10 protein-coding genes are annotated in these 13162 nt (G+C 46.4%); 6 read left to right on the top strand and 4 right to left on the bottom strand.

Annotation, left to right across the window (positions count from 1 at the left end; genetic code table 11):
- Positions 1–10 precede the first annotated feature (10 nt).
- Genes OB236_RS32560 through OB236_RS32550 form a run of 3 tightly spaced genes read right to left on the bottom strand, consistent with a single transcriptional unit; the run spans position 11 to position 3496 of the window.
- Complete coding sequence (locus OB236_RS32560; RefSeq protein ID WP_408638544.1) at positions 11–916, bottom strand: ABC transporter permease; 906 nt, start codon at positions 914–916, stop codon at positions 11–13.
- Position 917: 1 nt separating this feature from the next.
- Positions 918–2549 (bottom strand): type 2 periplasmic-binding domain-containing protein, encoded by a 1632-nt coding sequence (locus tag OB236_RS32555; RefSeq protein WP_262687740.1) that lies wholly within the window; start codon positions 2547–2549, stop codon positions 918–920.
- Between the two features lie 38 nt (positions 2550–2587).
- Positions 2588–3496, bottom strand: coding sequence for a helix-turn-helix domain-containing protein (locus OB236_RS32550; RefSeq protein WP_262687739.1), 909 nt, complete (start codon positions 3494–3496; stop codon positions 2588–2590).
- A 737-nt stretch (positions 3497–4233) separates the two neighbouring features.
- On the opposite strand from OB236_RS32550, the gene bcp reads away from it, so the two are divergent.
- Positions 4234–4701: a thioredoxin-dependent thiol peroxidase gene (gene bcp / locus OB236_RS32545; protein WP_076235715.1), complete on the top strand. Its 468-nt coding sequence runs from the start codon at positions 4234–4236 to the stop codon at positions 4699–4701.
- A gap of 104 nt (positions 4702–4805) precedes the next feature.
- Here bcp and OB236_RS32540 read toward each other — a convergent pair whose 3' ends face one another.
- A complete protein-coding gene (locus OB236_RS32540; protein WP_262687738.1) occupies positions 4806–6086 on the bottom strand; it encodes an adenylosuccinate synthase in 1281 nt (426 codons plus the stop codon).
- 114 nt (positions 6087–6200) lie between these two features.
- On the opposite strand from OB236_RS32540, the gene OB236_RS32535 reads away from it, so the two are divergent.
- From OB236_RS32535 to OB236_RS32515, 5 genes are all read left to right on the top strand, one after another.
- On the top strand, positions 6201–7100 hold the full coding sequence (locus tag OB236_RS32535; protein ID WP_262687737.1) for a LysR family transcriptional regulator: 900 nt from the start codon (positions 6201–6203) through the stop codon (positions 7098–7100).
- A gap of 244 nt (positions 7101–7344) precedes the next feature.
- Entirely contained in the window at positions 7345–9066 is a 1722-nt protein-coding gene (locus tag OB236_RS32530) for a sensor histidine kinase (protein WP_262687736.1), read from the top strand.
- A 1-nt stretch (position 9067) separates the two neighbouring features.
- Positions 9068–10723 (top strand): response regulator, encoded by a 1656-nt coding sequence (locus OB236_RS32525; protein WP_262687735.1) that lies wholly within the window; start codon positions 9068–9070, stop codon positions 10721–10723.
- Positions 10724–10891: 168 nt separating this feature from the next.
- Positions 10892–12217: an ABC transporter substrate-binding protein gene (locus tag OB236_RS32520; RefSeq protein ID WP_083689699.1), complete on the top strand. Its 1326-nt coding sequence runs from the start codon at positions 10892–10894 to the stop codon at positions 12215–12217.
- Between the two features lie 70 nt (positions 12218–12287).
- The gene (locus tag OB236_RS32515) at positions 12288–13160 is read left to right on the top strand and encodes a carbohydrate ABC transporter permease (protein WP_240420402.1); all 873 of its coding nucleotides are present in this window, start codon (positions 12288–12290) and stop codon (positions 13158–13160) included.
- The last annotated feature ends 2 nt before the right edge of the window (positions 13161–13162 follow it).

Raw genomic sequence — 13162 nt, 5'->3', positions numbered from 1 at the left:
CCTCATACAATCAATATACGCCCTCTTCGCCGAGCTTGCGGGCCAGACGGTTGGACAAGATGACCAGGATCAGTCCGATAACCGATTTGAACAAGCCAACAGCTGTGCTGTAGCTGAACTGACCCCGTTGAATGCCTGTCCGGTATACGTAGGTATCAAAAACTTCGGCCACCTGAGAGACGGCTCCGTTGTACATCAGGAAGATATGCTCGAAGCCTACATCCATAATATCGCCCAGCCGCAAGATCAGCAGTATGACAATGACGCTGCGGATTGATGGCAATGTGACATGCCACATCTGACGCAATCGTCCCGCCCCGTCAATTCGCGCTGCCTCGTAAATCTGCGGATCAATCCCGGAGATCGCCGCAAGGAATACGATGGTTCCCCACCCGGCTTCCTTCCACATGGACTGCAGCGTAACCATGATCCAGAACAGATCGGGGTTGGTCAGAACGTCAATACGCGACCAGCCGCCCGCCTCCAGCACATGATTGACCAAACCTTCGCCTCTCGCAAACAGCATAAACGTCAAGCTGGCGATAATGACCCAGGATAAAAAGTGCGGCATATAAATGACGGATTGTATGATCCTTTTGTAGATGACACCCCGAAGCTCGTTAAGCATCAGAGACACCACAATCGGCAGCGGAAAAAAGAACAGCAGACTCAGCGTATTGATAGCCAGCGTATTGCGGAACAGCAGCCAGAAATCGGAGGTGGCAAAAAAACGTTCAAAATGCTCCAGGCCGATCCAAGGGCTGTGCAGAATACCGCTGAGCGGAGAATAGTTTTGAAAGGCGATCATGACGCCCCACATCGGCACATATTTAAACACAATGAAAAACAGGACACCAGGCAAAGCCAGCAGGTACAAATAAAGGTTTTTTCTCAGATCGCGCGTCAGATTATTCACTTTATTTACCGACTCGTGTAAGATAAGCCTGCGTCATTTCTTCGGACATCTTGATCACGTTCGGATCGGATTTTGTCTTGGCGACAAAATCGTCCCAGGCTGTGATGGGCTCGCGTCCATAAATAATTTTGGCTTTCAGATCCTGAATTTTCTTTTCCAGATCGGGAAGCACCTTTTGCGCTGTTGGCGAATTCAGGCCGGTGCTGATATCTCCTATGCTCACTTTGGAACGCTCCTGCTTTACTTTATCATACAGCTCTTGGGAGGCTTTTCCCTCTGGCGTGGTAGGTATGGGATCAAGACTCGGATCAATCGGATTCACAATTTGATTGAAGTCGGAAGCATTGTCGGCGTTTAATTTGTCTGCAATTTGCACCTTTACCCCATTGACGACTTGGTGATGGACACCTTCAAAGCCGAACCGTTGGATGGCTGACACATCGGTATTCATCCAGTCATTGATCAGCTTCAAAATCCGTTTCATTTTGGCTTCCGGTACGGACTTGGGAATCGCCAGAATCCCGTTGAATCCGGCGCTTTTCGGAGTGTAGCCATTGATGGAGGTCAGCGGGTAAAACTCCGTATCCTTAAAGTCGGGGACCACCTTTTTTAAATCTGTTGTGTAGACCCGGCTCGCAGTTCCGGATTTATCGACAATGATTCCGGCTTTATTTGTTTTGAACAGGTCACGAACCTGTGTGATTTTTAAGGAAAGCAAGTCATCTGGCATCAACTTCTCCTGGAACGCCTTGGCGTTGTATTCCAATGATTTTCGCACCTCAGGCAGCAAGGCCGTATAAACGAGCTCATTGTCGACCAGCTTCCAGCTTCCGGTCACGCCGGTAAAGGAGCTTTCAATCATCCCCAGCGCGGGACCGATTCCCCCTCCAGTGGTCGTATCGTCGGACGGAATATAGGCGGCTAATGCTGTTGTATCGTTCTTGCCGTTCTTATCGGGATCCTTCTCTTTAAAAGCCTTCATGACCTCATATAATTCATCTGTGGTCGTAGGTGGCTTAAGGCCGACATTATCGAGCCAGTCCTTGCGGATGATAAAAAAGCTTTCATCGTTCTCGTCGCGTCCACGAGGAATCCCGTAGTTTTTACCGTCGGCCATTTTGGTAGATTCCCATGCTATGGGGGAGACACCTTTTTGGAAATTGGGATAGTCCTTAATGTACGGTGTGATATCCCAGAATGCGCCTTGTGCAGCCATGGTGCGGAAATTGCTGGTGAAAGGATTATTGATCATAGTCAGATCAGCGATATCTCCCGAAGCCAATGAAATGTTCAGTTTGTCCGAGTAGACATTATTGGAGGTCCAGCGTATCGTCATTTTGGAATTGGTCGCTTTTTCGATGGCTCTTTTGATCACATTGTCTTCGCTCGCTGTAGGTGTACTCGGTGTTATTGTCATGATGCTCACCTCTAAAGGAGCCTCTGTCTGACCTTTCATGGATGTGTCTGCAGCAGGAGCCGGGTTGTTGGCCGGAGCCGGGCTTGCGCCGCAGGCGGATAACGCCAAAGGCAGCATGAGCAATAAAATGCTGGTGCCTCCGAGCAGTGATGGTTGACTTGAAAATCTCTTCTTGTCTGGTGTTGGGTTCAGTAGGTTCTCTCTTTGTATACGCATATCCGGTCTTCCTCTCTATATAGAACGTGTTAGGTCATTTATGAAATACGTCGGTTCTTGGCCTGCTTGCGAAAACTGCTCGGTGTATCTCCAACAATTCGTGCAAACAAGCGGGTAAAAAAAGAAGTATCACCGAAGCCAACAGCCAGCGAAATCGATTCAATGCTTCGTTCGGTTTCATGAAGCATATGCTTGGCGCGCTCTATCCGGATATTTTGCAGCTTGGAGGTGATGCTCGTTCCTGTTTCCTGCCGAAATACCCTGTTCAGATGCCGTTGGCTAATACTGAAATGCTGGGCTAACAGGATGCCTGTAATTTTGTACTGATAATTGCTTTCGAGAAACGCGCAAACCTTACGGATCAGAATCTCGTGTCCGCTCGACAGCGGCTTGGAGCCAGTTTCCTCAAGCTCGCGCTGCGAATGGTAACGGGAAAGCAGAATGAGCAGATCTATTAATTTGTGACTGAGGATGGTTTCAAATGCAGTATCACGCAGCTTGATTTCCTGAATCATACTCGCAAGCAATCCCAATACAACCGAGGATTGCCGGGAGGTTAATCTCGATCTTTTGGGCAAATGCTCGAGAATGTCATAAAAGGGTGCCAAATAGGCGAGACTGTGAAGCTGGGTCGGTTCAAGCGGCAGCCCGTTCCGAACCGTTTCTGGGAGGAACAGGCAGTTGATGATTTCAAGCCCGCTGTCCGCTACATCGAGATAAGAATGGCTTTCGCCAGGAAGAATCGTGTACACGTCACCCGCCCGAATTTCGTAATATTCCTCATTAATCTTGTGCATGCCGCCACCGTGAACGACATAGACCACTTCAATAAAATCATGACCGTGTTCTTCAATCAAATTGTGCTGCCCATGGGAGGAACGTTGAATCCAGAGTGGATAGCCTTCTTTTTGGTAGCCCTCAAATGTTTTGATTAGCAATGGTACCATCTCCTGTTTTATCTAAATAAATCACTCCTACCTTAATAGAGGTAGTTCAAAAAGTCCCCTTTGATCACGAAGTTTCACTGGAAGCCTACTCGGCATCGAATCTTGCATTCAGGCTCGAAGTGCGGTGCTCATTTAGGTTTGCCTAAACTCTGCTCCTCCTTCTTTACAGCTTACGAAGCGAGTTTTCTACGAAAACTTTTACTTCTCGGTGCTGAAAGGAGACTTTTTGAACACGCACTAATACCAAGTATAACACTGGCTTTTATTTGTTTTATTTATTTATCATAAACGATTTTTGCTTGGCACGTTATGTTCGATTAGGCCAAATACATGTCTATTTGCGACATGAGCTATCCAAAAACGGACAATCGGGCCATTTAAGGAATACTGGCAGCTTATTGGAGAGGGTCTTCGAGTGAGAATAGGGGTGATGGATAATGCCTGTTGGTGAGCATATAGACAAAAAGAGACCCGCTAGCAACGGGCCGCGGGTCTTAAGTCAAACTATATTTTAAAAAGGGGGTCATGGATTAGTATAGCCTAACTACATGAAGAGAAGATGAATACTTTATTTCAGTTAGATGACAAAATGATAACGATTTGATACATACAAGCATGCAAATGGATAGTTCTTATATCAGGTGGGATTTATGGTAAAATAGGAATAACGATCTCAGAGTGCTGCATATGTGCAAGTCTATAAACCCATTCCAATAACGTGTAAAGGAGCCCAAACCATGACAGCTGTTCAAGTTCAACAAGCGGTACCAGATTTTACTTTACCAGCGGCGAATGGAGCCGAAGTTTCTCTCAGTGATTTTCGTGGCAAGAGGGTACTGATCTACTTTTATCCGAAAGATATGACACCTGGCTGCACCAAGGAATCCTGCGAATTCAGAGATTTTAACGGTCAATTTGGCCAATTAAATACCGAGGTGATCGGAATTAGTCCGGATGATCTGGCCTCCCATAATCAATTCATCAACGAATACCAGCTGCCCTTTTTGCTGCTTAGTGATGTTGATCATCAGGTATGCGAGCAATTCGGCGTGTGGAAGCTTCGCGAACGAGACGGAAAGCAGTTTTATGGCGTGGAGCGCTCTACATTTTTGATCGACGAGCAGGGTGTTCTGATCAAAGAATGGCGTGTGGTTCAGGTCGACGGGCACGTGGCCGAAGTGTTGGAAGCTATCAAGTCGTTATAAAATCAGATAGAGCTGATCGATGGATCCCGTTCTGGTTGTTCAAATGTCAAAAACCGCTCATATACCCGCAGGGGGATAAAGCGGTTTTTTCGCTTTGAAGAGCTCTAGACTCTGTCCATCAACTGCTCACGGTTCGGACCGTTGGATACCCAACGAATGGGCGTCTGGATCAGCTTTTCCAGTAAGGCGACATAGGCTTGTGCCTGCTCGGGTAAATCCTCAAAACGGCGAATGTGGGAAATATCGCATTTCCAACCAGGGACTGTTTCGATTACCGGGTTGGCATACTGAAGCTGCTCGGACACCGGAAATATCATGGTTTTGTGACCATCCAGCTCATACGCTGTACAGATCGGAATCTCATCCAGATAACCGAGTACATCCAGGTTCGTTAAGGCCACCTCTGTGGCTCCCTGTACCTCACAGCCATATCGGGTTGCCACAGCATCGAACCAGCCTACCCGTCTTGGGCGTCCAGTTTTGGATCCGTATTCTCCAGCATCCCCACCGCGTTTGCGCAGCTCTTCAGCAGCATCTCCCTCAAGCTCCATCACAAAAGGCCCAGCCCCGACACAGCTTGAGTATGCCTTCACTACGGCAAGAACACGTTGGATCGAATGGGGAGGAATCCCGGCTCCTACCGAGGCAAAGCCAGCCAGCGTAGAGGAAGAGGTCGTAAATGGATAAATGCCATGATCAGGATCACGCAGGGAGCCGAGTTGACCTTCAACGAGGATGTGCTTACCTTCCGCCAATGCCTGATTCAGCATCGTTGTTGTATCCGTAACAAAAGGCTTCAGCCATGCAGCCAGCTTCATTAATTCCGGGATCAGCTCGTCTACCTGAACAGGCGGTTGCCCGTATAGATGCTGCAGCAGTACGTTTTTGGCAGCTAGCGAGGCCTCCAGTCGGGTCCGTAAATGCTCTGGATCATAGAGCTCGGAGACCTGAATACCCAGCTTCGCATATTTATCCGCATAAAACGGGGAAATTCCCATCTTGGTCGACCCAAAGCTGTTCGCACCGAGGCGTGCTTCTTCCAACTCGTCGAAGAGGACATGGTAAGGCATCAGCACCTGAGCACGCTCCGATACGACCAGCTGGGGTGCCGGAATCCCACGTGCCTGCAGATTGTTCCATTCCTTCATCAGATCAGATATGTTAAGTGCAACTCCGGGTCCGATCACATTGATCACATGAGGATCAAATACACCTGAGGGCAGCAAGTTGAGCACGAATTTGCCATAGTCATTAATAATCGTATGGCCTGCATTGCTTCCCCCCTGATAACGCACTACATAATCCGATTGGGATGCCCATGCATCCGTCATTTTACCTTTACCTTCATCTCCCCAATTAGCTCCTACTACAGCCGTAACCGGCATATTCATCGCCTCTTTCCATCAGATTGCTTGCTCCTACAGGTTTCAGTATAATCTGTATTAAGATATAAGTTAAATTGATGTTATTGATATAGGATATAAAGGGGGTTGATATTGGTGCTGGAAAATTTGGAATGGTATCGGGTTTTCTACAAAATCGCTATGACTGGAAGTTTCTCCAAAGCAGCGGATGAGCTTTATATTACCCAGCCGGCAGTGAGCTATGCTGTTAAGCAGCTGGAGAACAGACTGGGCAGCAAGCTGTTCTTTCGAACCTATAAAGGGGTCAAGCTGACGCACGAGGGAGAGGTGCTATTTCGATATATCGAGAAAGCGTACCACTTCATTGAAGCTGGAGAAAAAGAAATCGCTTCGATACATGAGCTGCACAGCGGGGAAATTACTATTGGTGCAAGCGATACGCTGTGCAAGCATTTTTTACTGCCACATGTGGAGCGGTTTCACCACGATTATCCGTTCGTTAAGCTGCGAGTGACGAACCGGACGACACAGGAAACGATTGATTTGCTGAAGCAGGGGAGGGTTGACTTCGGTATTATCAATTTGCCAATCGAGGATAAACAGCTGCAGGTACAGGAAGCGTTGGAATTGCAGGACACGTTTGTAGCAGGAAAGGATTATTTGGCGCTGGCGCAAGCTCCGATTACGATGGAACGGTTGATTACCTATCCACTGCTGCTACTAGAGAAGGGGAGCAGTATTCGCCGTTACGCTGACAGCTTTGCGGAAGCTAGAGGGGTGAAGCTTCAGCCGGAAATTGAACTGGGCAGCATCGACCTGCTGGTTGATTTTGCACGGATTGGACTTGGTATTGCTTATGTGATCCGTAATTTCGTATCGCCTGAACTCGCATCGGGCGTACTGGTTGAAATTAAGCTGAAGGAGCCCATACCGTCACGGCAGGCTGGGATTGTTACGCTCAAGGGCGTTCCCGTATCTGCGGCGGCCAACCGGTTTATTAATATGCTGCTGCCAGAGAAACACAGTATCAAGTAAAACCTCCGGCATACCGGTATCTGTTTGATACGCTTTTATGACGCACGCAGCTCCAGAGCGTGCGTTCTTGTTGTTATATCGTAGTTGTCGAACCCCACATAGCGTAGTTCAGCGTACAGCAACCCGCTGAATTCAATTAAATTAATCCCCTAAATGTTAAGTTAATGCTATAGCTAAAAATGCTGGACACAATAAAATAAAAGTTAGAGATGACATCATGAGGAAATGGGGGAAGGTTACGGGTATGAAATTAAGGATGAACACCTTCGGCAAAGTAATTGCTCTTGTTTTTTTTCTGCTGATTCCGATCATTTTATTATATGGGTACTCCTATCAGGTAAGCGTAAATGTGGTGAGAGAGACCGTGGAGGACACGAATCGCAACAGGCTGTCTTTTTTTATGAGTCAGATGGAGATGATGATTGACCAATTGACGAAGTTTCCGGTTACGGTCAGCCGGGATTATAATATCAAACAATATTTTGACAGTCGCAATTCCGATGAATCCCGTACGTTATTGCAAAAACAGCTTCGGATCGCTGATACCCTTAATATTCAAACAGCAACTAGTGGTTGGAATAATCAGCTCATTTTATACTTGCTCGATTCTAAAGAAATCTTATCTCCCGATTACTCAGTGCGTTATGAGGAGAACTATCTGCTTAATCCGGGTTCGAGAAAATGGCTGCACCGCAGCTCATTAGTATACGGAATGTATCAAAGTTATTTTGCCAAAGTGCATGAAACCGACCTGACCAACCTGCTTGTTGAGGTGAGATTCACGGATGACAATATCAAAAACATGCTGAGCACGCTGAAGCAAGGAGGCCAAAGAGAGCCTTTTTTATACCGGACAGGTATGGAACCTATCGTTAATTATTCTGCTAACCGGATACTTGTAAACCGAATTATTGAACAGCTGGACCATTCGCAGCTTGCCTATAACGGAAGTCTGAACATCTCGTTGGATAAACAAAAGTATATTGTTAATTATATCCGCTCCGAGAGTCTGGACTGGTATCTGATCGATATTGTGCCGCTGGAGAGCATTTTCTTCCCAATTACAACGAGCCGGAATTTGTTCTATACCTCTGTGGGATTGTTAATGGTGTTAAGTATTTTGGCGACGCTTTTGTTATATCGCAATGTTCAAAAGCCGATTCAATTGCTGCTGCGAGGCGTGCAAAGAATTAAACAGGGGCAGTACTCTTCGCGGCTAAGGAAGCAGCCTAACAATGAATTTGATTTTCTGTTCGTCAGCTTTAACGAAATGGCTGAGCAAATTCAAGAGCTGATCGAAAAGGTATATAAGGAAACGTTACAGTCCCGGGAGGCTACCTTAAAGCATTTGCAGTCACAAATCAACCCGCATTTCTTATATAATTGTTTATTTTATATTAAAAGCATGGCCAAATTAGGCGATCAGGAGGCAGTGGTGGCGATGGCTTTAAATTTGGGCGAATATTACCGTTACACCACGCGGCTGGAGAAAACGATGACAACGGTGAGTGAAGAGCTGAAGCTGATTGAAAACTATTTGAAAATCCAGATGCTGCGTATTCAAAGGTTTCATTACGAAATTGAGATTCCTGAGGCGATGATGGGAATGGAAATTCCAAGGCTCATTATTCAGCCGCTTGTTGAAAATGCAGTTATTCATGGGATGGAAAATAGTCTGGAGTACGGCATGCTTCGAATTCACGGGGAGTCTAAGAACGGTGTCCATACCATTATTGTGGATGACACAGGACCTGGCCTTCCCCCTGAAGGATTGAAGGAGCTGCAAAGGCGAATCACGATTCCGTTGAATGAAGAAATGGGCTGTGGGTTGTGGAACATTCACCAAAGACTGCTCCATATGTACGGTGGCACATCAGGCTTGTCCTTTTCCCAGTCCCCGTTAACCGGTTTTCGTGTCGAGTTGAGATGGGAAGATATGAAATCATCCGCCGAAGGGGGAGCTTGAGTTGTTTAAATTACTGATCGTAGATGATGAGGCCTTTGTCGTCGATAGTCTTGGCGATACATTGCCATGGGAGCAAATAGGCGTCACAGCGGTATTTAAAGCTTATTCGGGCTTCGAGGCTCTTGATATATTGAAGACGAATTCGATCGATATTATGATCACGGATATTCGAATGCCCGGAATGAATGGCTTGGAGCTACTGGAGCAGGTGCGGCGCAGCTGGAAAAGAATCAAGTGTATCCTGTTGTCCGGACATGCGGAATTTACGTATGCCCAGCAAGCGATTCAGCATAACACGTATGAATATTTGCTGAAGCCGATAAGTGATGAAGATGTCATGACCAAGGTGAAGGAAGCTGTAGATTTGCTGCACAAGGAAAGGGAAGAGAATCAGTCCTATCAGCAAGTAGTAAGGGCCTTTGAGGAAAATCTTCCTAAGCTAAGAGGAGAATTATTAAATGAATTGCTTCAAGGAAGGAAGTATGCCTCCCAGCGTTTGATGGAGAAGCTTGACTCTCTAAAAATGTCTATTAAAACGGATGAGCAGTTTGCTTTTATGCTCGTTCGACTGGAGGGTCCGATGCTCGATTTTGACTTCTATAGCTTATCCTTAATGGAATACGCCATTGTTAACATGGCCGAAGAATTATCCGGGGAATTTTTTCAGCTGTGGTCAAGTAAAGACGTCCATGGATATATGGTATTTCTGGCTACCGTTTCACCAGATAAGCAGGCTGAGCTTGACGGAACTCCGGATAAGGGGATGGCTATTCTTGAAGAACAGCTTGACCTTATGGGCTCCCAGCTGCAGTTGAACGTGAATCGTTATTTGAAAGGGACTGTTTCCGTTCTGCTTAACAAATGGGGGAGCTTCCCTGGCGATGTGCAGAAGCTGTACCAGGATAGCTTGCTTTCACTTCGCAGACGTATCGGAAATCAAAGTGAGCTGTTAGTTTATGTAGCTGATGAAATCGAGCAGCTTGGCGTTCAATCCCTACAAAAGCTGTATGAGCCGCCGCATATCATTCATTTATTGGAATCCGGGAATTGGGAAGTGACTCACGAGAAGCTGGTCAGCATTCTAAATGAGTTAAGCATCAAATGGGCCGATTCGCAGGAGCATCTTATTGAGGTGTTTTTCTCGGTCTATGCGTCCTTCAGCTCGTTTGCACATAAGAATGGACGTGAGCTTGCGGATATGATTGGTCCGGGCTTGTCCGAGGTCTCGGGCTTGCCTGCTTGCCGTTCGATAGCCACCTTGGAGCAGTGGATCTTTAATTCGTTCCGGCAGCTGCAGCAAGGGATGGAGAATGAGACGAGGAATGATCGTGAAGGTGCAGTTCGTAAAATACAGCATTTTGTCCAGAAGCATCTGGTCGAAGATGTTTCCCTGCAGGCGATTGCCGATCATATGTATATGCATCCTGTGCATGTGTCCAGAGTGTATAAGCTGGAGACGGGCGAGAATTTAAGCGATTATGTGCTGCGTTTGAAAATGGAGCTGGCGGCTTCTCTGCTTGCCAACGGTGCGCTGAAAAACTATGAAATCGGATTAAAGCTGGGTTATCAGAATCCGAATTATTTTATTAAAGTTTTCAAAAAATACTATTTTGTAACCCCTCAGGAATTTCGTTTGAGACTCGAAGAGGGAGAATAGAGTCTGCTAATTTAGTACTATCGATGTTAAATAGTTAGCATTTTAACGTTATCTTAGATGCAATACAATAAATACAGAAGCAAGGATGCTGTGAGCAGGGGATGCTCAGTAAATCTTGCTATCCAAGAAAACATGCACAGATTTTACGACTATGGGAGGTCTATTCACATGAAACAATGGGTGTCCAAAACTGTGGCTGTCGCTTTAATCGCGTCTGTTGCCGCGGGCTGTAGTACAGAGAAGCCGACAGGTGAAGCCAAAACAAATACAAGCTCCAAGCCGTCGCAAACCTTAACCTTCTGGATGAAAAAGCAGCTGTTCGATGACCAGAACAAAATGATTCAGGAGCGGGCCAAGCAATTCGGTGTTGAAAATAATGTGAATGTCAACGTCGAGATCATCGCATATGAAGATTTTTATCCCAAATGGTCAGCAGCTATCGAAACCTCAACTGTGCCCGATGTATCGTTCTTCGGTTATCAGGAGGTTGGCCAGTTTTACGGTAAAAACGTTCTTGAGGATATAACGGATGTAGTCAAAAAAATAGAAGGCACCAACGGTGAAATTCAGGAGAGCTTGAAAAAGGCAATCAGCTTTCAAGGAAAGCAGTACGCCGTACCGTATTGGACCGAATCGCAAGTACTGTACTATCGTAAGGATCTGTTGAAAAAGGCAGGATTCGACGGGCCTCCGAAAACATGGGATGAATTTAGAAAAATGGCTAAGGCGCTCACGGATCCAAGCAAAGGGCTATATGGTGCAGGGATCGGCTATGGAAAAGGAAATTCGGATGCAGAGTTTTTGACTCGCGGGATCATTTGGTCATACGGCGGCTCCGTCGATACGAAGGATGGCAAAACCGTGATTGTGAATTCACCGGAAACGGTTGAAGCGACCAAATACATCCGGGATATTTTCCTGACTGACAAGAGCACGCCGCCAAGCGCAATCGGCTGGGATGACAGCGGCAACAACAAAGCCTACTTGAGTGGACAGGCTGCGATGATTTTCAACACAGGAAGTGTGCTCAGCACGTTGAAAAAAGACAATCCGGAGATGTACGAAAACACCGGGATTGCTCCTTATCCTGCAGGGCCTAAAGGGGTCTTTATTCCCGGAATCAGCAACAACCTCGGAATTTTTAAGGATTCCAAGAATAAAGAATTGGCCAAAAAATTTATGGAGTATATGCTGGCCAACGACTGGTACAAAACTTGGGTAGAAAAAGGAGCACCATTATCGGGTCCGGTTTACACGAAGCTGATGAGCGAGCCTATATGGCAGGATGAGAAAAATAAAGCTTTCGTTGAATCGGTCAAAGGCTTTAATTTCCTAGGATATCCAGGTGAATACAATCCGAAGGCGGGAGAAATCTTCAACCTGAGACTAGTTAACGATGCGTTCCAACGTCTGCTGCTGGAAGCAAGCTATACTCCTGAAACCGCGGTCAAGGATTTGCACACGAAGATTGAGGAAGTTTATAACAAAAAATAATTACCAAGCTTGGCAGCGGAGTGACGAAAGCCGTCATTCCGCAGGTCCGGCGGGTTAGGCGGGATGAAGCATGAAAACAAACGAAGATAGCAAGCTTGCATACGTACTGTTGAGTCCTGTGCTCCTTTATTTGCTCGCCGTTATGGTACTGCCGTTCGGCTGGGCTGTCTATTTAAGCTTTACCAATAAAGCGGTGGGTACTCCTGCCACCTTTATCGGTCTGAAAAACTATATCGATCTCATGAAAGATTCGCTGTTCTGGAAGGTAGCCTGGAACACAGTTCTGTTTACTATAGTGGCAGTAATTGGAAAAACCGTGTTCGGCATGGTGATGGCCTTAGTTTTGAACGAAAAAATTGTATGCCGTAATCTCTTCAGGGTACTGCTGTTTCTTCCGTGGACAATTCCAACCATCGTTTCCGTGTTTACATGGCAGTGGATTTATTCAGATGTTGGAGGCGTGTTGAATTATATATTGACGAAAACCGGAATCCTCGACCATCAGGTAGGCTGGCTGGCGACTCCAAGCTTGGCAATGTTTTCGGTCATCCTGGTTAACGTGTGGAGAGGCATTCCGTTCATGGGCATAGCCATCCTAGCCGGTTTGCAGACGATATCCAAGGAGATGTACGAAGCGGCTATGCTGGACGGTGCGGGCGCAATTAAACGATTTGTATATATGACATTGCCTTCTGTTAAAGAAGTCACGATATTGGCGGCTGTGATGACAACGATATGGACGCTGAACGATTTTGAAATTATTTGGCTGTTAACCCGTGGTGGACCATCCAACGGCACTCAAGTTTTATCCACACTTAGCTATACGACCGGATTTTTGAATTTGAGCCTTGGTAAAGCGATTGCTATTGCAATTATTACGATGCCGCCGTTAATCCTGCTGATTAACTACGTGACAAAGCGTTCGCTTTCATCAAATGAGTAGGT

The organism is Paenibacillus baimaensis, from assembly GCF_025567575.1.
This window is presented reverse-complemented; position numbering and strand designations above follow the sequence as displayed.

Bases quoted from the DNA above. Each gene is read 5' to 3' on its own strand.
- OB236_RS32555 (WP_262687740.1), bottom strand. From the start codon at position 2,549: ATGCGTATACAAAGAGAGAACCTACTGAACCCAACACCAGACAAGAAG.
- OB236_RS32540 (WP_262687738.1), bottom strand. From the start codon at position 6,086: ATGCCGGTTACGGCTGTAGTAGGAGCTAATTGGGGAGATGAAGGTAAA.
- OB236_RS32530 (WP_262687736.1), top strand. From the start codon at position 7,345: ATGAAATTAAGGATGAACACCTTCGGCAAAGTAATTGCTCTTGTTTTT.
- OB236_RS32515 (WP_240420402.1), top strand. From the start codon at position 12,288: ATGAAAACAAACGAAGATAGCAAGCTTGCATACGTACTGTTGAGTCCT.
- OB236_RS32520 (WP_083689699.1), top strand. From the start codon at position 10,892: ATGAAACAATGGGTGTCCAAAACTGTGGCTGTCGCTTTAATCGCGTCT.
- bcp (WP_076235715.1), top strand. From the start codon at position 4,234: ATGACAGCTGTTCAAGTTCAACAAGCGGTACCAGATTTTACTTTACCA.
- OB236_RS32550 (WP_262687739.1), bottom strand. From the start codon at position 3,496: ATGGTACCATTGCTAATCAAAACATTTGAGGGCTACCAAAAAGAAGGC.